The 21,403-nt window shown below is 61.8% G+C and carries 20 protein-coding genes; 11 read left to right on the top strand and 9 right to left on the bottom strand.

What is annotated here, in order from left to right:
• Positions 1-2: 2 nt before the first annotated feature.
• Positions 3-1,964 carry an acetate--CoA ligase gene (gene acs / locus APH35_RS23020; RefSeq protein WP_060492930.1) on the bottom strand — a complete coding sequence of 654 codons (1,962 nt, stop codon included), beginning with the start codon at positions 1,962-1,964 and terminating at the stop codon, positions 3-5.
• A 398-nt stretch (positions 1,965-2,362) separates the two neighbouring features.
• Here acs and APH35_RS23015 point away from each other — a divergent pair, with 398 nt between their 5' ends.
• Entirely contained in the window at positions 2,363-2,617 is a 255-nt protein-coding gene (locus APH35_RS23015; protein WP_003260110.1) for a DUF2790 domain-containing protein, read from the top strand.
• A 153-nt stretch (positions 2,618-2,770) separates the two neighbouring features.
• On the opposite strand, the gene APH35_RS23010 is transcribed toward APH35_RS23015, so the two are convergent.
• The gene (locus APH35_RS23010; RefSeq protein WP_012273571.1) at positions 2,771-4,330 is read right to left on the bottom strand and encodes a sigma-54-dependent phenylalanine hydroxylase transcriptional regulator PhhR; all 1,560 of its coding nucleotides are present in this window, start codon (positions 4,328-4,330) and stop codon (positions 2,771-2,773) included.
• A 255-nt stretch (positions 4,331-4,585) separates the two neighbouring features.
• Here APH35_RS23010 and phhA point away from each other — a divergent pair, with 255 nt between their 5' ends.
• The 5 genes from phhA to APH35_RS22990 all read left to right on the top strand — a co-directional run bounded on the left by phhA (position 4,586) and on the right by APH35_RS22990 (position 8,367).
• Positions 4,586-5,374 carry a phenylalanine 4-monooxygenase gene (phhA, locus tag APH35_RS23005; RefSeq protein WP_012273572.1) on the top strand — a complete coding sequence of 263 codons (789 nt, stop codon included), beginning with the start codon at positions 4,586-4,588 and terminating at the stop codon, positions 5,372-5,374.
• A gap of 39 nt (positions 5,375-5,413) precedes the next feature.
• Complete coding sequence (locus APH35_RS23000) at positions 5,414-5,770, top strand: 4a-hydroxytetrahydrobiopterin dehydratase (protein WP_012273573.1); 357 nt, start codon at positions 5,414-5,416, stop codon at positions 5,768-5,770.
• A 287-nt stretch (positions 5,771-6,057) separates the two neighbouring features.
• Positions 6,058-6,783 (top strand): tyrosine-protein phosphatase, encoded by a 726-nt coding sequence (locus APH35_RS22995; protein WP_016488504.1) that lies wholly within the window; start codon positions 6,058-6,060, stop codon positions 6,781-6,783.
• A 177-nt stretch (positions 6,784-6,960) separates the two neighbouring features.
• On the top strand, positions 6,961-7,089 hold the full coding sequence (locus tag APH35_RS29505; protein ID WP_256098753.1) for a hypothetical protein: 129 nt from the start codon (positions 6,961-6,963) through the stop codon (positions 7,087-7,089).
• A gap of 90 nt (positions 7,090-7,179) precedes the next feature.
• Entirely contained in the window at positions 7,180-8,367 is a 1,188-nt protein-coding gene (locus tag APH35_RS22990) for an MFS transporter (RefSeq protein WP_012273575.1), read from the top strand.
• A gap of 37 nt (positions 8,368-8,404) precedes the next feature.
• Here the strand turns inward: APH35_RS22990 and ydiJ are convergent, their stop codons facing one another.
• A complete protein-coding gene (gene ydiJ, locus APH35_RS22985) occupies positions 8,405-11,425 on the bottom strand; it encodes a D-2-hydroxyglutarate dehydrogenase YdiJ (protein WP_060515586.1) in 3,021 nt (1,006 codons plus the stop codon).
• Positions 11,426-11,577: 152 nt separating this feature from the next.
• Between ydiJ and APH35_RS22980 the strand changes: the two genes are divergently transcribed.
• On the top strand, positions 11,578-12,462 hold the full coding sequence (locus tag APH35_RS22980) for a LysR substrate-binding domain-containing protein (protein WP_060515585.1): 885 nt from the start codon (positions 11,578-11,580) through the stop codon (positions 12,460-12,462).
• Positions 12,463-12,530: 68 nt separating this feature from the next.
• Here the strand turns inward: APH35_RS22980 and APH35_RS22975 are convergent, their stop codons facing one another.
• The 6 genes from APH35_RS22975 to APH35_RS22950 form a co-directional block, all read right to left on the bottom strand.
• Positions 12,531-13,949, bottom strand: coding sequence for an amino acid permease (locus APH35_RS22975; RefSeq protein ID WP_176729487.1), 1,419 nt, complete (start codon positions 13,947-13,949; stop codon positions 12,531-12,533).
• 646 nt (positions 13,950-14,595) lie between these two features.
• Positions 14,596-15,663 (bottom strand): 23S rRNA pseudouridine(2605) synthase RluB, encoded by a 1,068-nt coding sequence (gene rluB, locus APH35_RS22970; protein WP_060492934.1) that lies wholly within the window; start codon positions 15,661-15,663, stop codon positions 14,596-14,598.
• A 273-nt stretch (positions 15,664-15,936) separates the two neighbouring features.
• Positions 15,937-16,707 carry an SMC-Scp complex subunit ScpB gene (gene scpB / locus APH35_RS22965; protein WP_012273580.1) on the bottom strand — a complete coding sequence of 257 codons (771 nt, stop codon included), beginning with the start codon at positions 16,705-16,707 and terminating at the stop codon, positions 15,937-15,939.
• On the bottom strand, positions 16,694-17,419 hold the full coding sequence (locus APH35_RS22960) for a segregation and condensation protein A (RefSeq protein WP_171577266.1): 726 nt from the start codon (positions 17,417-17,419) through the stop codon (positions 16,694-16,696). The genes scpB and APH35_RS22960 overlap by 14 nt, the downstream gene beginning before the upstream one ends.
• 125 nt (positions 17,420-17,544) lie before the next feature.
• A complete protein-coding gene (locus APH35_RS22955) occupies positions 17,545-18,174 on the bottom strand; it encodes an L-threonylcarbamoyladenylate synthase (protein WP_060515587.1) in 630 nt (209 codons plus the stop codon).
• Between the two features lie 13 nt (positions 18,175-18,187).
• Complete coding sequence (locus APH35_RS22950) at positions 18,188-19,048, bottom strand: PHP domain-containing protein (protein ID WP_060515584.1); 861 nt, start codon at positions 19,046-19,048, stop codon at positions 18,188-18,190.
• Between the two features lie 67 nt (positions 19,049-19,115).
• Between APH35_RS22950 and APH35_RS22945 the strand changes: the two genes are divergently transcribed.
• The 4 genes from APH35_RS22945 (at position 19,116) to APH35_RS22930 (ending at position 21,348) form a co-directional block, all read left to right on the top strand.
• Positions 19,116-19,709, top strand: a complete 594-nt coding sequence (locus APH35_RS22945; protein WP_060492935.1) for a septation protein A — start codon at positions 19,116-19,118, stop codon at positions 19,707-19,709.
• A gap of 1 nt (position 19,710) precedes the next feature.
• Entirely contained in the window at positions 19,711-20,010 is a 300-nt protein-coding gene (locus APH35_RS22940; RefSeq protein ID WP_012273585.1) for a YciI family protein, read from the top strand.
• 142 nt (positions 20,011-20,152) lie between these two features.
• Positions 20,153-20,830: a response regulator transcription factor gene (locus APH35_RS22935; protein ID WP_012273586.1), complete on the top strand. Its 678-nt coding sequence runs from the start codon at positions 20,153-20,155 to the stop codon at positions 20,828-20,830.
• A 101-nt stretch (positions 20,831-20,931) separates the two neighbouring features.
• Positions 20,932-21,348, top strand: a complete 417-nt coding sequence (locus tag APH35_RS22930; protein WP_060515583.1) for a Spy/CpxP family protein refolding chaperone — start codon at positions 20,932-20,934, stop codon at positions 21,346-21,348.
• Positions 21,349-21,403: the final 55 nt, after the last annotated feature.

Here is a 21,403-nt window from a genome sequence, read left to right as displayed (position 1 = left end):
TATCAGGCCGAAGCCAGGTTCATCGCCTTGTGAGTATCGATCAGGTGCTGCACTACGCCAGGGTCGGCCAGGGTCGAAATATCGCCCAAGGCATCGTACTCACCGGTGGCGATCTTGCGCAGGATACGGCGCATGATCTTGCCCGAGCGAGTCTTCGGCAACCCAGGCGCCCACTGGATCACATCCGGCGAAGCGATCGGGCCGATTTCCTTGCGCACCCAGTTCTTCAGCTCCAGACGCAATTGCTCGCTGGCCTCGATACCGGCATTGAGGGTGACATAGACATAGATGCCCTGTCCCTTGATGTCGTGCGGCACGCCAACCACTGCGGCCTCGGCAACCTTCGCATGCGCGACCATGGCACTTTCGATCTCGGCAGTGCCCATGCGGTGGCCGGAGACGTTGAGCACGTCGTCCACACGGCCGGTGATCCAGTAGTAGCCATCCTCGTCACGGCGCGCACCGTCGCCGGTGAAGTACATGCCACGGAAGGTCTTGAAGTAGGTGTCGACGAAGCGGTCGTGGTCGCCGTACAGCGAACGCGACTGGCCCGGCCAGGAGTCCAGAATTACCAGGTTACCTTCGGTGGCACCTTCGATCAGGTTGCCCAGGTTATCGACCAATGCCGGCACCACGCCAAAGAACGGACGGGTTGCCGACCCCGGTTTCAAGCCGGTGGCGCCAGGCAGCGGGCTGATCAAAATGCCGCCGGTTTCAGTCTGCCACCAGGTGTCGACGATCGGGCAACGCTCCTTGCCTACGGTCTTGTAGTACCAGTTCCAGGCTTCTGGGTTGATCGGCTCACCCACCGAACCCAGAAGGCGCAGGCTGGAGCCGTCTGCTCCCTCTACAGCCGCTTGCCCTTCGGCCATCATGGCGCGGATGGCAGTTGGCGCGGTGTAGAGGATGTTGACCTTGTGTTTGTCGACGATCTTCGACACGCGGGTGATGTCCGGGTAGTTAGGCACGCCCTCGAACAGCAAGGTAGTGGCGCCGTTGGCCAGCGGGCCGTAGACGATGTAGCTGTGGCCGGTGACCCAACCGACGTCGGCGGTGCACCAGTACACCTCGCCCGGGCGGTAGTCGAAAACGCGCTCATGGGTCAGTGCCGCGTACACCAGGTAACCGCCGGTGGTGTGCAGCACGCCCTTCGGTTTGCCGGTGGAGCCGGAGGTATAAAGGATGAACAGCGCTTCTTCGGCACCCATCTCTTTCGGCGCGCAGTGGCTGGAGGCCACTTTCATCAGGTCTTCGTACCAGATGTCGCGGTGTTGGTGCCAGGCAATGTCGCCACCGGTGCGCTTGCACACGATGATTTTCTGCACACTGCTGGTTTCAGGGTTGGTCAGTGCCAGGTCGACGTTAGCCTTGAGCGGGGTACGACGGCCGCCACGCACGCCTTCATCGGCGGTGATCACCACCTTGGACTTGCAGTCGATGATACGGCCGGCCAGCGCCTCGGGCGAGAAACCGCCAAACACCACCGAATGAATCGCACCGATACGGGCACAGGCCAGCATGGCAACCACAGCCTCGGGGATCATTGGCATATAGATGGTGACTACGTCACCCCGGTGCACGTCCTGGCCGCGCAGGGCGTTGGCGAACTTGCAGACCTGCTCGTGCAGTTCGCGGTAGGTGATGTTGCGGTGTTCGGAAGGGTCGTCGCCTTCCCAGATGATGGCCAACTGGTCGCCGCGCTCTTCAAGGTGGCGGTCCAGGCAGTTGGAGGAAACGTTCAGAGTGCCGTCGGCGAACCATTTGATATCGACATGGTGGTCGTCGAAGGAGGTCTGCTTGACCTTGGTGAACGGCTTGATCCAGTCGATGCGCTGGGCCTGCTCGCGCCAGAAGCCGTCCGGGTTGATCACCGACTGCTGGTACATGGCCTTGTAGGTGGCCTCGTCGGTCAGGGTAGTGGCCGCAACCTCGGGACGAACGGGATACAGTGGAGCCGCACTCATCTGTGTTACCTCGGTGTAATAGTTGTTTTTGTATGGAACCGTTTGTAACTGTACCAGAGCGACAAAAGCCATTCGACGTTGGTAGTAATTTGGTACGCCCGTTCCGGCAGAGCGCTCTGGCGCGGGCATTACAGCCCAGGCAGAGAGGAAAAGAGGGGCTTTGCCACAGGATTGTTACAGATTCTGTCAAAACACTTTATCAAAAGACCCACTGTTTCAGCTTTGGCCACAGCCATAAAATTCACCTCGCCAGCAACGGCAAGGCGATTAACAACTGGTAACAGCCCCCACGAAGGCAAGCGTTGATCTCCATCTCATCCCGATAGTTAAAACTAGCAGTACTCGCGGCGCCATAAGCGCCGCGTGCCCCCTCACGACCTTAGACAGGTAAATAGAAAATGAAAGCTTTACTGGTATTGGTACTTGGCAGTCTTTGCGGCGCGGCGATGGCCGGCGAAGCTAAAGATGCCGAGCAGATTCCGGTTGAACAGTACAGTTACTCGCAACACCTGGACATTGCCCGTGTCATCTCCATGAGCGAAGTGCCCAATGTGTGCGAAGTCGTGCCAGCCCGTATGACCTACGAGGACTCCAAGGGCCAGAAGCACATTCTCGAATACCGCGTGATGGGGAACGGCTGCTCTAACGGCTGATACCTTCAGAATCAGGGGCCCTACGGGCCCCTTTCGCGGCACAAGGCCGCTCCCACAGGTATTGTGCTCTACCGAAGAGCAGCACATTACCTGTGGGGGCGGCCTTGTGTCGCGAAAGGACTGCAAAGCAGTCCCAGGTTCTTTGACCAATAACTAATCCGTCGACTTGTTAAGCGCGTAATCTCTCAACTTGTTGGCAATTGTCGTGTGCGAAACACCCAATCTTTTCCCTAACGCCCGACTACTCGAAAATTCCCCCATCAAACTTTCCAGTACCGCTTTCTCAAAGCGCCCGACAATCTGCGAAAGATCCCCTTCCAACGAAAACTCGCCCAACGGCTGCCGCGCGCCATAATCCGGCAGGCGTATATGCTCGCTTTTGACCACGCCGCCTTCGCATAAAGAAACCGCTTGGAACAATACGTTTTCCAACTGCCTTACATTGCCCGGCCAATGGTATTGCCCAAGTTTTTCCATTGCCGCGGGCGCCAGGCGCGGCATGGCGCAGCCGATCTGTCGGCTGGCCTGATCGAGAAAGTGCTGCACCAGCCCCTCCAGCCCATCCATGCATTCACGCAAAGGCGGAATGTGCAGCGACAATACGTTAAGGCGGTGATAAAGGTCCTGGCGAAACTCGCCACGGGCACACAGTTCGGACAAATCCACTTGGGTCGCGCAAATCACCCGCACATCCAGGTACACCTCTTCATCGCTACCGACCCGGCGAAAACAGCCGTCCTGCAGAAAGCGCAGCAGCTTCACCTGCAAGCGCGGGCTCATCTCCCCTACCCCATCAAGGAACAGCGTGCCACCTGCGGTCAGCTCCAGCAGCCCAAGCTTGCCTTCGGCCCGCGCTCCTTCGAATGCCCCAGGGCCGTAACCGAACAGCTCGGTCTCGGCCATCGACTCGGGCAACCCAGCGCAGTTGAGCGCCATCAGCGGCGACTGCCCACGCGGGCTGGCCAGATGGCAGGCGCGCGCCAGCAGCTCCTTGCCAGTACCGGTTTCGCCCTCGATCAGCAACGGCGCATCCAGCGGCGCCATGCGCCGCGCTTCACGCACCACCGCAGCCATCACCCGTGAGCTCTGGAAGATGCTGTCGAAACCGCGTAGCTCCTGCTTGCGCACATTGTAGATACGCTCGCCGATGCGATCAGCCCGATGCAGGGTAAGTACCGCGCCAGCCAGCGCCTCGCTCTCGTCGTGCTCGGACTGCAGCGGTGCGATATCGGCCAGGAACACATCACCCTTGACCTTGATACGCAGGCCATTGATGCGTGACTTGTTGGCCCTTACCAGCTCCGGCAGGTCGAAGTCTTCTACATAGCGCGCCAGCGGCATGCCCGGCACTTCGTCTACCCGCACCCCTAGCAACTGTGCGGCGGAACGGTTGGCGGCAACGATGCTGCCTCCCATGTCGATCGATAGCACCGGGAAATCCAGCGCCCCGAGCAGCGCATTCAGCTCCATGTGCCGGCGCTCACTGGGCATCAGGCCCACGCGCTTCACGCCAAATACCCCGGCTATGGCCTCGAACTTCGGCCGCAAGGCTTGGAACTGCAGATTGATCAGGTTCGGGCAGTGCAGGTAGATGGCGTTGCCATGGTCACCGCCCACCTCGCCGCGCAGTACGTTGATGCCGTACTCGACCAGCAGGTTGAGGATGTCGCGCAGGATGCCAATGCGGTTCTGGCAATGCACTTTGATACGCATGAGGGCTCTCGAAGCGCCAATGTTTTTCAACACCGCGCGGAAAAGTCGTAAAGATAAGCTGACAAAAACTGCGCAAACATCAGCCAGATGCCTCGGATTTTCCGACACCCACGCAACTTTGTAAAATTATCGTTACGAAAACCTGTTTGCGACGCTTCGCGGCAGCGGTCAGCCCCCGTGCAAAATCGCCGGTGAAGGGATATTTCTTGGGTATGTCCTGCACATAACAAGAAAAGCCCTCACCAGGAGAGCCTCATGAAACAGACGCAATACGTGGCACGCGAGCCCGATGCGCATGGTTTTATCGATTACCCGCAGCAAGAGCATGCGGTGTGGAACACCTTGATCACCCGCCAGCTGAAAGTGATCGAAGGCCGCGCATGCCAGGAATACCTGGACGGCATCGACCAGCTCAAGCTGCCCCATGACCGCATTCCGCAGTTGGGCGAGGTCAACAAGGTGCTGGGCGCCACCACCGGTTGGCAGGTTGCCCGGGTGCCGGCGCTGATCCCCTTCCAAACCTTCTTCGAGCTGCTGGCCAGCAAGCGCTTCCCGGTCGCCACGTTCATCCGCACCCCGGAAGAGCTGGACTACCTGCAAGAGCCCGATATCTTCCACGAGATCTTCGGCCACTGCCCGCTGCTGACCAACCCCTGGTTCGCCGAATTCACTCACACCTACGGCAAGCTCGGCCTGGCTGCGACCAAGGAACAACGCGTGTACCTGGCGCGCCTGTACTGGATGACCATCGAGTTTGGCCTGATGGAAACCCCGCAGGGCCGCAAGATCTATGGCGGCGGCATCCTCTCGTCGCCTAAAGAGACCGTCTACAGTCTGTCTGGCGAGCCCGAGCACCAGGCCTTCGACCCGATCGAGGCCATGCGTACGCCGTACCGCATCGACATCCTGCAGCCGCTGTATTTCGTGCTGCCGAACATGAAGCGCCTGTTCGACCTTGCCCATGAAGACATCATGGGCATGGTCCACGAAGCCATGAAGCTGGGCCTGCACGCACCGAAATTTCCACCCAAGGTCGCTGCCTGAGCGACCTTGCCGATAACAACTCGAACCGGAAAACACCTCATGAATGCCTTGAACCAAGCCCATTGCGAAGCCTGCCGCGCCGATGCGCCGAAAGTCACCGACGAAGAGCTGGCAGAGCTGATTCGCGAAATCCCGGACTGGAATATCGAAGTACGCGACGGCCATATGGAGCTGGAGCGCGTATTCCTGTTCAAGAACTTCAAGCACGCCCTGGCATTCACCAATGCCGTGGGCGAAATCGCCGAAGCCGAAGGCCACCACCCAGGGCTGCTGACCGAGTGGGGCAAGGTTACCGTGACCTGGTGGAGCCACTCGATCAAAGGCCTGCACCGCAACGACTTCATCATGTGTGCACGCACTGACAAGGTCGCCGAGGTGGCCGAAGGCCGCAAGTGACACCCTTACCCCGTAAGCCTGACTACGACGCACGCGCCGTGGTCAGGTTCACACACGCTGGCTCCCCACATCTGTCAAACCCAATCGCCCCATACCCTATCCCTCTCGGAATCAGCTGCTGAAACGATTGCCGCACTTCTTTGAAACTAGGCGCTCTTCAAATCCCAGAGACAGAGAAGATGCTCCTATCATCGTACAGCTCCGAATTGAAAACCGCGCTTGGCGCTTCGCAGAAAGCCTGCGCCAGCCCAGGTATTACCAGGCTTGATACACCGCGCTTGCCCAGCATGGACAACTTCCGTGATGTAGCGGGAACCGTCACGGCATACTCCACCTGCTACGGAACCCTGCGCAGCAACGCGTTCTACCGAAGCAACGCCGTGATTCCCTCCGCTGCCGACATGCTCGTGCTGGAGCAACTGGGCATTCGCGCCATCTTCGACCTGCGAGCCGACCAAGAGATCGAAGCAGAACCAGACGTGCTTCCCACCGGCGCCACCTACCGGCAGTTCAACGTCTTGCGTGAGCGCTTCGAAAGGTTCGACCGCAACGCACTTCGCCTTGAAAGCGCGGAACAGACCGCCGCATTCATGCAGGATCTAAATCGCGACTTTGTCCTGAGTGCTGCAATTCGAGAGGTGTTAAACGAAGTCCTGACCACAATGGCCGAAACCCAAGGCCCGGTATTGTTTCACTGCTCCGCGGGCAAAGACCGAACCGGCTGGGTATCGGCACTGCTGTTAAGCATTGCAGGTGCCGATGAGGCCACGCTCAGGCACGATTACCTGGCAACCAACACCTACACTGCACAACGCGTCAACGCTGCGCTGGCAGCCATGCCAGAAGCAACAAGGGCCATCTACACGCCGGTCATGGGCGTCGATGCGCGCTACCTGAACGCCGCACTCGAACAAGTGGCCATCGCTTACGGCGACATGGACAACTACCTGCATAATGGCCTGAACCTCTCCCGGCAGACATCAAGCGATCTACGCAGCAAACTGCTCGCGTGACCTGAAAGGCCGCAGCAGTCAGCGGCCTCCCCAGATCCGATATTCGCCCGCAAAACCGACAAACGAACGGGAAAAAATCCAAACTGTCATCCAGACTTGTGTATCCTGCCCCAGCTTTGCGAAGCTCCAAACGCGCCTGGCGCAGACTTTTCACTCACACTTGCGAGGAACGACGAGATGCATGAGATCCCGAATCTTCCCTTCCCAAGCCTGAACCCAGAAGAGCCAACCGTGACCGTTCACGCCGAACCGGCAGCTGCCGTCGAGCAGGATGGTGACGATCAATCCAGCGCTGACCAGGACTAACCGCGCATCCCCGACTGTGTGAAAACGGCTGACCTGCGGGCCACCCCCGTCATCACGTTTTCACACCGTCCTGAACACATGTAGGCCCCCATGCCCGACTCACCGCGCCCCCTTGCGGTCACCCTGCAAGTCGTTTCCATCGTTCTCTTCACCTTCATCGGCTACCTGAACATCGGCATTCCACTGGCCGTGCTACCTGGCTATGTGCATAACGACCTGGGCTTCAGCGCCGTGGTCGCTGGCCTGGTGATCAGCGTGCAATACCTGGCCACCCTGCTCAGCCGCCCTACCGCCAGCCGCATCATCGACAACCACGGCAGCAAGAAAGCCGTGATGTACGGCCTTGCCGGCTGCGGCCTCAGCGGGGTGTTCATGCTGGCGTGCGCCTTCCTCACCCACCTGCCCTGGCTGAGCCTGGCTTGCCTGCTGGTCGGCCGCCTGGTACTGGGCAGCGCTGAAAGCTTGGTGGGGTCGGGTGCGATCGGCTGGGGTATCGGCCGGGTAGGCGCCGCCAACACAGCCAAGGTCATTTCCTGGAACGGCATCGCCAGCTATGGCGCACTGGCCATCGGCGCTCCACTGGGCGTGCTGATGGTCAAGGGGCTGGGGTTGTGGAGCATGGGTGTGAGCATCATCCTGCTGTGCATCATCGGCCTGCTGCTGGCCTGGCCCAAGCAGGCCGCCCCCATCGTCAGCGGCGTACGCCTGCCATTCCTGCGGGTGCTGGGCAAGGTGTTCCCGCATGGTTCGGGCCTGGCCCTGGGCTCGATCGGCTTCGGCACCATCGCCACCTTCATCACCCTGTACTACGCCAGCCGAGGCTGGTCCGATGCGGCGTTGACCCTGAGCCTGTTCGGCGCCAGCTTCATCAGCGCGCGGCTGCTGTTCGGCAACCTGATAAACCGTATCGGCGGCTTCAGGGTGGCAATCGCCTGCCTGTCGGTGGAAACACTCGGGCTGCTGATGCTGTGGCTGGCCCCCAGTGCCGAAATGGCCTTGGCGGGTGCAGCACTGAGCGGGTTTGGTTTCTCGCTGGTGTTCCCGGCGCTGGGCGTGGAGGCAGTGAACCAGGTGTCGGCGGCCAACCGTGGGGCCGCGGTTGGGGCGTATTCACTGTTCATCGATTTGTCGCTGGGGGTGACCGGACCACTGGTGGGCGCGGTGGCGGCGGGGTTCGGGTTTGCTTCGATGTTTCTGTTTGCGGCGACTGCCGCAGCTTGCGGGCTGGTGTTGAGCTTGTATCTGTACAGACAAGCGCGGCGGCATCGAGATCATTGAAAGCAGGGGGCGCTTTGCGCCCCCGAGGCCCTGAAGGTTAACGCTGGGCGTACTGCAACACCACTTCCAGCGGGTGGCGCATCTTGCGTTCGGTCATGCGCTTGACCTGGCTACGGCACGAATAACCGGTCGCCAGCGGCTCTCCTTCCTTGTCCAGCTTGGTCGCCCAGCTCTGCTCGAAGATGGTCCGCGAGGTTTCCTGATTGCGCGCTTCGTGCCCATAAGTGCCGGACATGCCGCAGCACCCCGTGGCCTCGGTCACCAGCTTCAGCCCCAAACGGGCAAACACCTGCTCCCACTGCTTGGTACTGGCCGGCACGTTGGTCTTCTCGGTGCAGTGTGCCATCAAGCGGAAGTTACCCGGTGCGGTCGGCGCCTGCTCAGGCAGCACATTCATCAGCCACTCCTGCGGCAACAGCACCTGCGGGCAACCTTCCAGGCCCGGCACCTTCTGGTACTCCTGGCGATACACCAGGGTCATCGCCGGGTCCAGGCCTACCAGCGGCACCCCGCATTCGGCCAGGGCCTTGAGCTGGGTGGCGTTGCGGATCGCCGCCTTGGCAAACGCACCCAGGAAGCCCTGCACGTGCAGCGGTTTGCCGTTGGCGCTGTAAGGCGCCAGGAACACCCGGTGGCCCAGGCGATGGGCCAGGTCGATGAAGGCCGACAGCAGCGGCGTTTCAAAGTAGCGAGTGAAGGCATCCTGCACCAGCACGATGCTGCGCTCGCGCTGGGCCGGGGTCAGCTCGCGCAGTGTCGGCACCGTGGCCACGCCAACGCGGCAGCGGGTCAGGGTGGCCTGGAAGTTGAAGCGGCTGATCAGCGGGCTGTCGACCATCCCCACCTTGTCGGCCAGCAGCTTGCTCACCCACTTCGAGCCCATCACGGCGTTGTACAGCCCCGGCGCATGGGCCAGGTACGGGATGGTGAACTCCAGCGAGCCAATCAGGTAGTCACGCAGCGGGCGCTGGTAGCGACCGTGATACAGCTCGAGGAAGCGCGAGCGGAAGTCCGGCACGTTGACCTTGATCGGGCACTGCCCGGCGCACGACTTGCACGCCAGGCAGCCGGCCATGGCGTCGTATACCTCATGGGAAAAGTCTTCCTGGCCCTGGCTGCGTGCGCGGTTATTGCGCAGGCGCGCCGGCAGGCCCTTGAGCCACGACACCTTGCTACGCGCCGCCGCCAGCACGTCGATGTTCGCCTCGCCCTGCAGGCGCAGCCACTCGCGCATCAGCGAGGCGCGGCCCTTGGGCGAATGCTGGCGTTCGCGGGTAGCCTTCCACGACGGGCACATGGCGTCGTTGGGGTCGTAGTTGTAGCAGGCGCCGTTGCCGTTGCAGTGCACGGCACTGGGGAAGTCCTGCCACACGCGCTCGTCGATGGTACGGTCGAGGTCGCCGCGCAGGGTCACGCCATCGACCGGAGTCAGGCCCTCTGAGCTGCCCAGTGGGGTGCAGATCTTGCCGGGATTGAGCTGGTTGTGCGGGTCGAACGCACCCTTCAGACGCTGCAGCGCCGGGTACAGCTCGCCGAAGTACTCCGGCACGTATTCCGAGCGCAGGCCCTTGCCGTGCTCGCCCCACAGCAGGCCGCCGTAGCTTTTGGTCAGAGCGGCAACGGCGTCGGAAATCGGCTTGACCAATGCGGCCTGCGCCGGGTCTTTCATGTCCAGTGCCGGGCGCACGTGCAGCACGCCGGCATCGACATGGCCGAACATGCCGTAGGCCAGGCCGTAGCCATCGAGCAGCGCGCGGAAATCGGCGATGTAGTCGGCCAACTGCTCCGGCGGTACGGCGGTGTCTTCAACGAACGGCTGCGGGCGTACCTCGCCTTCGACGTTGCCCAGCAGCCCTACCGAACGTTTACGCATGGTGTACACGCGAGTGACTGCCTCCGCCCCCTCGGCAAGGGTGTGGCCCAGGCGCTCGACGCTGGTATCGCTTTGCAGGTGCTGGATGAACGCCTGCACCTTGGCGTTGACCTCAGCCGGCTCGTCGCCACAGAACTCCACCAGGTTGATACCCAGGGTCGGGCGCTCGGGGTCGGCCGGGAAGTACTCGGCAACGCTGTGCCAGACGATGTCTTTCATCGCCAGCATCAGCACCTTGGAATCAACCGTCTCGATCGACAGCGGCTTGTGCGCCATCAGCGCATTAGCGTCGCGCAGCGCGTCCATGAAGCTGGTGTAGCGTACGTTGACCAGCACCGCGTACCTGGGGATCGGCAATACGTTGAGCTTGGCTTCGACCACGTAGCCCAGCGAGCCCTCGGCGCCACACAACACGCTGTTGAGGTTGAAGCGCCCCTGCTCGTCGCGCAGGTGCGCGAGGTCGTAGCCGGTCAGGCAACGGTTGAGCTTGGGGAAGGTGGTTTCGATCAATTCGCCCTGGGTTTGCTGAATGTCCCGAGCCATGCGGTACACCTCGCCGACCCGGCCGGGCGCGGCACAGGCTTGCTCCAGCGCGGCATCGTCGATCGGCAGGCTGTGCAGGCGCTCACCACCGAGCAGCACGCTGTGCAGCTCCAGTACGTGATCGCGGGTTTTGCCGTAGGTGCAACTGCCCTGGCCACTGGCGTCGGTGTTGATCATGCCGCCAACCGTGGCGCGGTTGGAGGTGGACAGCTCAGGGGCGAAGAACAGCCCGTGCGGCTTGAGCGCAGCATTGAGCTGGTCCTTGACCGTACCGGCCTGCACCCGTACCCAACGCTCCTCGACGTTGATTTCGAGGATCTTGTTCATGTGCCGCGACAAGTCGACGACGATACCGTCGGTCAGCGACTGCCCGTTGGTGCCAGTGCCACCGCCGCGCGGGGTCAGCTTGACCTGCTGGAAGCGCGGCTCGCCCATCAGCGTGGCGACCCGCGCCACATCGTCGGCATCCAGCGGAAACACCGCCGCTTGCGGCAAGCGCTGGTAGATCGAGTTGTCGGTGGCCAGCACGGTGCGGGTAGCGTAGTCGGCACTGATCTGGCCACGGAAGCCGCTGTTGCGCAGGGCTTCGAGGAATTCGGGGTAATTGGCGCTCGGTGCAACGGTCGACAGCTGGGCGATCATCGAAGGATGGCCTCTTGATATTGGCTTATTCACGGGATTCCTGTCGCTCCGGCATGGGTTGATGCATGCAGGGATGACGTATAGGCCAATGTTCCTGTAGTTTCGCTTCAGGGGCAAATGGATAATCCTGCCGCTATCAATGACTTTTATGAATGAATTACCGCCACCTGACCCCATCCATGTCGTTGCTGCTGGCTTTCGAGGCCGCCGCCCGGCATGAAAGCTACACCCGCGCCGCTGCCGAACTGTCACTGACCCAGAGCGCGGTCAGCCGCCAGGTGCAGGCGCTGGAGCAGCAGCTGGGCCTGACCTTGTTCCGCCGTGAGGGGCGCCAAGTACAGCTGACCGATGTCGGCCGCCTGTACCAGCGTGAGCTCAGCGAAGCGCTGGGGCGCATCCGCAGCGCCACCCTGCAGGCGCTGGCCTACCAGTCGGGGGTGGGCACCTTGCGCCTGGCCACCCTGCCTACCTTCGGTTCGAAATGGCTATTGCCGAGGCTGCATGCGTTCTACAGTGCCCATCCGGGCATGCTGGTACACATTCATTCACGCATCGAAGCCATCAACTTCGACACCAGCGAAATCGACGCTGCCATCGGCGTGGCCAGCCACGACCTGCCGGGGCTGATCTGCCATCGCCTGCATGCCGAGGAACTGGTGGTGATCCTGCCGCCCGAGGCTGGCGCGGCCAGCCAGAACTGGAGCCCGACAAGGATCAGTGAAGAGGTGTTGTTGAATGTGGCCAACAACCCACACGCCTGGGGCGAGTGGTTTACGCACCATGGCCTGCCGCACCGGTCGATGCGCCTGGGCCCGAGTTTCGAACTGACCTCGCACCTGATCCAGGCGGTGCGCGCCGGGATTGGTATCGGCCTGGTGCCGCGCATTCTGGTGGAGGAAGAGTTGGCCAAAGGTGAGCTGTACAGCCCGGGGGTGGCGTTTGCCAGCCAGCGCAGTTATTACCTGATCTACCCGCCCAGGAATGAGGCCTTGCCTTCGCTACGGGCATTCAGGAGCTGGTTGCTGGAGCAAATCTGAAGCACAGGCAACGAAAAACCCCAAGCCGGTCACCAGACTTGGGGTTTCTGCATGCTGCCGCAGCTACGTTACTTGGCCACGTGACCCGCAGCACCACCGGCATTGAGCTTGCGGCGCGGCTTGACCATGTAGATCACAAACATCCCGAACAGCCAGAACGGAATGGCATACACCGACACCTGAATACCCGGGATCATCAGCATGATGCCAAGGATCAGCACCACGAAGGCCAGCACCAGGTAGTTGCCGTAGGGGTACCACAGCGCCTTGAACAGCGGCTTCTGGCCGGTACGGTCGAGGTGCTGACGGAACTTCAGGTGCGAATAGCTGATCATCGCCCAGTTGATCACCAGGGTCGCCACTACCAGCGACATCAGCAGCTCCAAGGCGTTCTGAGGCATCAGGTAGTTGAGCAGCACGGCGACGAAGGTAAAGGCAGCCGACACCAGGATCGAACGCACTGGCACGCCACGCTTGTCGACTTTGGCCAGCGACGCCGGGGCATCGCCCTGCTCGGCCATGCCCAACAGCATGCGGGCATTGCAGTAGGTGCCGCTGTTGTACACAGACAGCGCAGCGGTCAGTACCACGAAGTTCAACAGGTGGGCGGCCACGTCACTGCCCAGCAGCGAGAACACCTGCACGAACGGGCTGCTGCCGTAGCTGCCACCCGAGGCATCGATGCTGGCGACCAGGTTGTCCCACGGGGTCAGCGACAGCAGCACCACCAAGGCACCCACATAGAAGATCAGGATGCGGTAGATGACCTGGTTGATCGCTTTGGGGATCACGGACTTCGGCTTGTCGGCCTCGGCGGCGGTAAAGCCGAGCATTTCCAGGCCACCAAAGGAGAACATGATGAACGCCAGGGCCATCACCAGCCCGCTGACACCGTTCGGGAAGAAGCCGCCATGGGACCACAGGTTGGCGACAGTGGCGTCCGGGCCGCCGCTGCCGCTGGTGAGCAGGTAGGCACCCAGGCCGATCATGCTGACGATGGCGACCACCTTGATGATGGCAAACCAGAATTCAGCTTCACCGAAGAACTTCACGTTCATCAGGTTGATGGCGTTGATCAGCACGAAGAACGCCGCCGCCGTGACCCAGGTAGGGATTTCCGGCCACCAGTAGTGAACATACTTGCCGACCGCCGAAAGCTCCGACATGCCCACCAGGATGTACAGCACCCAGCAGTTCCAGCCCGACAGGAAGCCGGCGAAACCACCCCAGTAGGTATGGGCGAAATGGCTGAACGAGCCGGCCACCGGCTCTTCGACGATCATTTCGCCAAGCTGGCGCATGATCATGAAGGCGATGAAGCCGCAAATGGCGTAGCCAAGAATCATTGACGGGCCGGCGGATTTCATCACGCCTGCCGAGCCGAGGAACAGGCCAGTACCAATCGCACCACCCAGGGCGATCAATTGGATATGGCGGTTCTTCAGGCCCCGCTTTAGCTCGCCTGAATGCATGTTTTGTCCACTCATGAACGAAGTCACCTGCATTGTTTTTATCTGTGACGGAATCGGACCCACCGCGCTCGTGGCGCAGCGGAATGGGCAAGGTGGTTACCTTGGGTTTCTTGACCTCAGGTGCCGCCGGGGCGGGTCAACCAGGCGTGATCAAGAGTGCGCGGTACGCAAAAGGGTCACAGGTAAAACGCGGCGCACTGTATACCCCTGCAAGCGCGCAGGCGTCAACGCGTTGCGTCCTTCCATCCGGAAAAAACGCAGCGATCCTGTGGTGTGGGCCTTGAAAGGCGGAGTGATCGGCGTACATGGCGCCTCCATTTGTTGTTTTGTCAGCCCGGCTCTGTGGATGGGCTCTTGCACACGGCAATGGCGGCTATAACACCGTGGGGACGGGGGTTTGGGCAAGGGCGAGCAGTGCCGCTACGGCTGCTTTGGCCTGCGGGCGCCGGCAAGGTTTGTTTACAGGATCGGATGCGATCTGAAATGCAGACTGAAAACGGCTGCATTCGTAAAAATTTCTTTACAGGCCGGTTCAAGAACTTGCCAGTCGTCAGAAAAATTCTTTTTGTTCAATATCTTGGGGCTGCTGCGCAGCCTCAGGTTTCCACAGACATAAAAAAACCAGCCCGAAGGCTGGTTTCTTGGTTACCACACCGGCTTGTCAGCCACGCGGCTTGCCGCGGCCACGGCCTGCCGGCTTGTCACCCTCCGGCTTGCCCGGACGCTTGCGCATTTCGCTCGGACGCTCGGCCACCGTGCTGCCACGGGTGTTCTTACGCGGGGCCTCTTCACGCGGTTGGCGCGCCGGGCGCTCGCCGGTGGCTGCACCTTCGTGAGCCGGGCGCAGGTTGCGCACGCGCTCACCACGGCCCAGCGGGCGGGTCGACTTGCGCTGCAGGCGCTCCATCTTGTCCTTGGCCTTGAGCTTCATGGCAGGCAGCGCGACTGGCTGCAGGCCCACTTCGGCGGCGAGGATGTCGATTTCACCCTGGGTCATTTCACGCCAGCGGCCCATCGGCAGGTCGGAGTTGAGGAACACCGGACCGAAACGCACACGCTTCAGGCGGCTGACCACCATGCCCTGGGATTCCCACAGGCGACGCACTTCACGGTTACGGCCTTCCATCACCACGCAGTGGTACCAGTGGTTGAAGCCTTCGCCACCCGGTGCCTTCTGGATGTCGGTGAACTTCGCCGGGCCGTCTTCCAGCATCACCCCGGCTTTCAGGCGTTCGATCATCTCGTCGTCGACTTCACCACGCACACGCACCGCGTACTCACGGTCCATCTCGTAGGACGGGTGCATCAGGCGGTTGGCCAGCTCACCGTCGGTGGTGAACAGCAGCAACCCGGTGGTGTTGATGTCGAGGCGGCCGATGTTGATCCAGCGGCCTTCTTTTGGCCGTGGCAGGCGGTCGAACACGGTCGGGCGGCCTTCCGGGTCGTCACGGGTGCAGATTTCGCCATCGGGCTTGTTGTACATGATCACCCGGCGGGTGGCCTCGGCGGCTTCCTCGCGCTTGATCAGCTTGCCGTCAACGGCAATGGCATCGTGCAGGTCGACGCGCTGGCCGAGGGTGGCCTCGACGCCGTTGACCTTGATGCGGCCCTGGCTGATCCAGGCCTCGACGTCACGGCGCGAGCCCACGCCAATGCGCGCCAGCACTTTCTGCAGCTTTTCGCCGGATGGAGGGGTGATTTCGGTATCTTGCAGGTCTTGCTCACTCATCTGGGCACCTCCCGGTGTAGGAATGAAAACAGGTTCTTGGCGACGAACGCGCCAAAAGGTCGCGCATCATACGCGGTTCAGGGGGATAACGCACTGGAGGGTAGAGGGTTTTATGGGCTTTGGCAGGGGTTTCTGCCTAATGGTGGTGCATTGGCAGTGCCGGCCCTTTCGCGGGTAAACCCGCCCCCACAGGTACTGCATCACTTTCAAGGCCTGTGGTATCCCTGTGGGAGCGGGTTTACCCGCGAAGAGGCCGTCACAGGCAGCAGCAGGTCAGGGCTGCAACTTGCCCTCTTCTTCCGCGGAAGCCTCAGGCTCATCCTCGCGCAAGTCATCAAAATCGGTCTTCAGCCCCTCTTCCATGGCATCCAGCTCCACCAACAGGCTACGGAAGCTGGTCTCTTCCTTCGGCTCGCCAGCCTCTTCCTCCTCGCCCAGGCTGGCATCCGCCAACGCCTGCAAGTGCGCCGGCACTGGCGCATCGTCCGGGTCGAGCAGCGGCTCGGGCTCCATTTCGCGCAACTCGGCCAAAGCCGGCAGCTCCTCTAGGCTCTTGAGGTTGAAATGGTCGAGAAACGCCTTGGTGGTGGCGAACATCGCCGGCCGACCCGGTACTTCCCGATAGCCCACCACGCGGATCCACTCGCGCTCCATCATGGTCTTGATGATGTTGCTGTTCACTGCAACACCCCGCACGTCTTCAATCTCGCCACGGGTGATCGGTTGGCGGTAGGCGATCAAGGCCAAGGTTTCGAGCAACGCACGCGAATAGCGTTGCGGGCGTTCTTCCCACAGGCGCCCGACCCAGGGCGCATAGTCCTCGCGGATCTGCAGGCGGTAACCGCTGGCCACTTCCTTGAGCTCGAAGGCACGGCCGCTGCACGACTTGCCCAGTACCTCCAGGGCCTGCTTGAACACGTGCGGCTCGGGGCGCTCGGCCTCATCGAGCAGCTCGTACAGGCGCTCCAGGGATTGCGGCTTGCCCGATGCCAGCAAAAAAGCTTCGATCAGCGACGCCAGGTCGCGGGGGTCATTCAAATTCATCAGGTTCTTCAACAAGCGCCGGGCGAAGCCGCACATGGATGGCGGCGAAGGGTTCATTCTGCACCAGTTCGATCAGCGATTCCTTCACCAGTTCGAGCACCGCCATGAAGGTGACCACCACCCCCAGCTTGCCCTCTTCGGCGGCGAACAGCTCGACGAATGGCACGAACGCACCGCCCTTGAGGCGCTCCAGTACCTGGCTCATGCGCTCGCGGGTGGACAGCGTCTCACGGCTGATCTGATGGCTTTCAAACAGGTCGTTGCGTCGCATCACCTCGGCCATGGACATCAGCAACTCTTCCAGGCTGACCTGCGGCAACAGCTTGCGCACCTTGGCCTGCGGTGCCTCCAGGCGCGGCACCACGACATCGCGCCCCACCCGTGGCAGTTCATCGATGCCCTCGGCCGCGGCCTTGAAACGCTCGTACTCCTGCAGGCGGCGAATCAGTTCGGCACGCGGGTCGCCCTCTTCCTCCTCGACGTCGGCAGAGCGCGGCAGCAGCATGCGCGACTTGATCTCGGCGAGCATGGCGGCCATCACCAGGTACTCGGCGGCCAGTTCCAGGCGCACGCTTTTCATCAATTCCACGTAGCCCATGTACTGCCGGGTAATCTCGGCCACGGGGATGTCGAGGATGTCGATGTTCTGCTTGCGGATCAGGTACAGCAACAGGTCCAGCGGGCCTTCGAAGGCTTCGAGGATGACTTCCAGGGCGTCTGGTGGGATGTACAGGTCCAGCGGCAGTTCGGTCAGGGCTTCGCCGTAGACCAAAGCCAGTTGCAGTTGCCGAGGCAACTCGGCCTGTTCGGCCGGTGCCTCGGGCGCTTCCACCTGGCTCACGCGTTGACCAGGAACGGCGTGGGGTCGCCGCAACCTTCGCGGATCAGTTCCGGTTCGTCGCCGGACAGGTCGATGATGGTCGACGCCTTGAGATCGCCGAAGCCGCCGTCGATCACCAGGTCGACATGGTGCTCCAGCCGCTCACGGATCTCGTAAGGGTCGGTCATCGGCTCGCTGTCGCCCGGCAAGATCAGGCTCACGCTCATCAGTGGCTCGCCCAACTCGGCCAGCAAGGCCAGGGTAATGACGTGGTTCGGTACACGCAGCCCGATGGTGCGGCGCTTGTCGTGCAACAGCAGGCGCGGCACTTCACGCGTGCCGTTGAGAATGAACGTGTAAGGCCCCGGTACATGCGCCTTGAGCAGGCGAAAAGTGCCGGTATCGACCTTGGCGTACAAGCCCAGTTGCGACATGTCGCAGCACATCAGGGTGAAGTTGTGCGTCTTGTCCAGCCCGCGCAGGCGCCGCACCCGCTCGATGGCGGTCTTGTCGCCCATCTGGCAACCCAGGGCATAGGCCGAATCCGTCGGATACACCACCACGCCCCCCTTGCGGATGATCTCGACGGCCTGTTTTATCAACCGCGCCTGTGGGTTCTCCGGATGAATCTGGAAAAATTGGCTCACGTAGTCGTCCTGTTCATAGCGCCAAAGGCTGTTCATGACTGAATCGACGCCACAAAGGTGGCAGGTCCTCGGGCAAAGGCCGATAGGCACCAATCTCGCCCCAGGTGCCGGGGCCGTGGAAGTCACTGCCAGCGCTTGCCAGCAGGCCGAACTCACGGGTAAGGATGGACATGGTGCCCACTTGCTCGGCAGGCATCATCCCATTGACCACCTCAAGCGCCTGCCCTCCTGCCTGAATATAGTCGGCAATCAGCCGTCTGCGCTTGCTGCGGGTCAGATCGTAATGCATGGGATGCGCCAGGCTTACCCAAGCGTTGGACTGCCTTAGCGTGGCAACGGTTTCGTCAAGGGACGGCCAGTGCTGCTTGACGTCGCCCAGCTTACCGGCGCCCAGCCACTTGCGAAACGCTTCGCCCCGGTCCTTGACGTGCCCGGCACGCACCAGGTGCTCGGCAAAATGCGGGCGCGCCGGTGCGTTGCCGCTGTCACCCAGTTCTTGCTGAACGGCGCGCGCACCTTCAAGGGTGCCGGGCATGCCTTTGCCCGCCAGCCGTTTGTCTATTTCTTCGGCGCGCAACCAGCGGCCGCGGTGCAATGCCTCGATCGCAGCCAGCAACGGCGGTGCGTCGAGTGGGAAGTCATAGCCCAGCACATGGATGGTCGCACCACCCCAGGTGCAGGACAACTCTACCCCGCTGACCCAGCGCATCCCCAGGTCAACGCAGGCCTGGCGCGCTTCAGGCAGGCCTTCGATGGTGTCATGGTCAGTCAGTGCCAGCGTTTGCACCCCGTGCTCATGGGCCCGGGCAACCAGTACCGAAGGCGACAGGGCGCCGTCGGAGGCCGTGCTGTGACAGTGCAGATCAACATTCATGGGGGAGCGCTTTCGCTGGATTCGATGTTTGTTATTATGCCGTCACATCCCGATTCTGGCTGCCATTGTGAAACAATTCATCGATTTCATCCCGCTGCTGCTGTTCTTCATCGTCTACAAGCTCGACCCGCGCCCCATGGAGGTCGCCGGCCACAGCTTCGAATTCGGCGGTATCTACAGCGCCACGGCCATGCTGATCATCAGCTCGCTGGTGGTGTACGGTGCGCTGTTCCTGCGCCAGCGCAAGCTGGAAAAGGGCCAGTGGCTGACCCTGATCGCCTGCCTGGTGTTTGGCGGCCTGACCCTGACCTTCCACAGCGAAACCTTCCTCAAGTGGAAAGCACCCGTGGTGAACTGGTTGTTCGCCCTGGGCTTTGCCGGCAGCCACTTCATCGGCGACCGGGTGCTGATCAAGCGCATCATGGGCCATGCCCTGACCCTGCCGGATGCCATCTGGTCGCGCTTGAACCTGGCGTGGATCGCTTTCTTCCTGTTCTGCGGCGCGGCCAACCTGTTCGTCGCCTTCACCTTCCAGGACTTCTGGGTGGACTTCAAGGTGTTCGGCAGCCTGGGCATGACCGTGATCTTCCTGGTGGCGCAAGGCGTGTACCTGTCGCGCCACCTGCACGACGACCCTTCTACCTCCAAACCCAAGGATTGACATGCTCTACGCCATTATCGCCAGCGACGTCGCAAACTCCCTGGAAAAGCGCCTGGCTGCCCGCCCGGCGCACATCGAACGCCTGCAGCAGCTCAAGGCCGAAGGCCGCGTAGTGCTGGCCGGCCCACACCCGGCCATCGACAGCAACGACCCGGGCGAAGCAGGGTTCAGCGGTAGCCTGATCGTTGCCGAATTCGAATCGCTGGCGGCGGCGCAGGCCTGGGCCGATGCCGATCCGTACATTGCCGCAGGCGTCTACGACAAGGTAGTGGTCAAGCCGTTCAAGCAAGTACTGCCCTGATCTGAAGCCGCACAGCTTTTTTGCGCTCAAGCCCGCGAAGAAGCTGATGCGGTATTGGCAGTTATACGGTTGCCATCAGTCTGCGGTATCTTTGCCACTGGCGGGCCGAATAGCCGCCGTCAATGGTTGAATTGAGTGAGTCATGAGCGAGCTGTTACTGATTGATGATGACCAGGAACTGTGCGAGCTGCTCGGCAGCTGGCTGACCCAGGAAGGGTTCACGGTGCGTGCCTGCCACGATGGCCAGAGCGCACGCCGGGCCCTGGCCGAGCATGCCCCTGCTGCCGTGGTGCTGGATGTGATGTTGCCCGACGGCAGCGGCCTGGAGCTGCTCAAACAGCTGCGAAGCGAGCATGCCGAGCTGCCGGTGCTGATGCTGTCAGCCCGTGGCGAGCCGCTGGACCGCATCCTCGGCCTGGAACTGGGCGCCGACGACTACCTGGCCAAACCTTGCGACCCGCGTGAGCTCACCGCTCGCCTGCGCGCGGTACTTCGCCGCAGCCACCCCACCGCCACCACCAGTCAAGTGGAGCTGGGTGACCTGGTGTACAGCCCTGCACGTGGCGTGGCCAGTATCGATGGCCGCGAAATGACCCTGACCCTGTCCGAAAGCCGCATCCTCGAAGCCCTGCTGCGCCAGCCCGGCGAGCCACTGGACAAACAGGAACTCGCGCAGATCGGCCTGGGCCGCAAATTGACCCTGTATGACCGCAGCCTGGACATGCATGTCAGCAACCTGCGCAAGAAGATCGGCCCGCATGCCGATGGCCGGCCACGCATCGTGGCATTGCGTAGCCGTGGTTATTACTACTGCCTCTGAGCATCTTTACCGAGCCTTTACCATCCCCTGACTGCGCTTGACGGTGATCTCCCTAGACTGTGCTCATCCGGTAACCACCGGCCTATGAAAGGAGAGACACCATGCGCAAGACCCTTATCGCCCTGATGTTCGCCGCCGCTCTGCCGACCGTGGCCATGGCCATGCCTGACGGCGGCCCGCGCCACGACGGCCCGCATCATCGCGGTGATGCGCCTTTCCACCAACTGGACCTGAGCCGCGACCAGCGCCAGCAGATCGGCAAGCTGATGGGCGAGCAGATGCAACAGCGCCGCGACATCACGGAGCGCTACCTGGCCAAACTGCCGGCCGCCGACCAGAAAGCCATGAAGGACGAACTGCAGGCCAACCGCGACAAGACCGACAGCGCGGTACGCAACCTGCTCAAGCCTGACCAGCAGAAGAAGTTCGACGAACTGCAAAAGGAACGCGCCGCCAAGAAAGCCGAGTGGCAGGAGTTCCAGGCCTGGAAAGCTGAAAAAGGCACCAAGGCCCAGTAAGCTGTCCACCCCATGCCCGGCCCGCGTCACTGCGGGCCGGGCTTTTCCCGTTTAG

Origin of the sequence: Pseudomonas sp. NBRC 111132, from assembly GCF_001320565.1 — a bacterium.
GTDB lineage: Bacteria > Pseudomonadota > Gammaproteobacteria > Pseudomonadales > Pseudomonadaceae > Aquipseudomonas > Aquipseudomonas putida_P.
Note: the sequence above shows the minus strand (reverse complement) of the source record. Positions and strands in the feature narration are given on the sequence as shown.

Coding starts and splice junctions, on each gene's coding strand:
- acs (WP_060492930.1), bottom strand. CDS start 1,964: ATGAGTGCGGCTCCACTGTATCCCGTTCGTCCCGAGGTTGCGGCCACT.
- APH35_RS23015 (WP_003260110.1), top strand. CDS start 2,363: ATGAAAGCTTTACTGGTATTGGTACTTGGCAGTCTTTGCGGCGCGGCG.
- APH35_RS23010 (WP_012273571.1), bottom strand. CDS start 4,330: ATGCGTATCAAAGTGCATTGCCAGAACCGCATTGGCATCCTGCGCGAC.
- phhA (WP_012273572.1), top strand. CDS start 4,586: ATGAAACAGACGCAATACGTGGCACGCGAGCCCGATGCGCATGGTTTT.
- APH35_RS23000 (WP_012273573.1), top strand. CDS start 5,414: ATGAATGCCTTGAACCAAGCCCATTGCGAAGCCTGCCGCGCCGATGCG.
- APH35_RS22995 (WP_016488504.1), top strand. CDS start 6,058: ATGGACAACTTCCGTGATGTAGCGGGAACCGTCACGGCATACTCCACC.
- APH35_RS29505 (WP_256098753.1), top strand. CDS start 6,961: ATGCATGAGATCCCGAATCTTCCCTTCCCAAGCCTGAACCCAGAAGAG.
- APH35_RS22990 (WP_012273575.1), top strand. CDS start 7,180: ATGCCCGACTCACCGCGCCCCCTTGCGGTCACCCTGCAAGTCGTTTCC.
- ydiJ (WP_060515586.1), bottom strand. CDS start 11,425: ATGATCGCCCAGCTGTCGACCGTTGCACCGAGCGCCAATTACCCCGAA.
- APH35_RS22980 (WP_060515585.1), top strand. CDS start 11,578: ATGAATTACCGCCACCTGACCCCATCCATGTCGTTGCTGCTGGCTTTC.
- APH35_RS22975 (WP_176729487.1), bottom strand. CDS start 13,949: ATGAGTGGACAAAACATGCATTCAGGCGAGCTAAAGCGGGGCCTGAAG.
- rluB (WP_060492934.1), bottom strand. CDS start 15,663: ATGAGTGAGCAAGACCTGCAAGATACCGAAATCACCCCTCCATCCGGC.
- scpB (WP_012273580.1), bottom strand. CDS start 16,707: ATGAATTTGAATGACCCCCGCGACCTGGCGTCGCTGATCGAAGCTTTT.
- APH35_RS22950 (WP_060515584.1), bottom strand. CDS start 19,048: ATGAATGTTGATCTGCACTGTCACAGCACGGCCTCCGACGGCGCCCTG.
- APH35_RS22940 (WP_012273585.1), top strand. CDS start 19,711: ATGCTCTACGCCATTATCGCCAGCGACGTCGCAAACTCCCTGGAAAAG.
- APH35_RS22935 (WP_012273586.1), top strand. CDS start 20,153: ATGAGCGAGCTGTTACTGATTGATGATGACCAGGAACTGTGCGAGCTG.
- APH35_RS22930 (WP_060515583.1), top strand. CDS start 20,932: ATGCGCAAGACCCTTATCGCCCTGATGTTCGCCGCCGCTCTGCCGACC.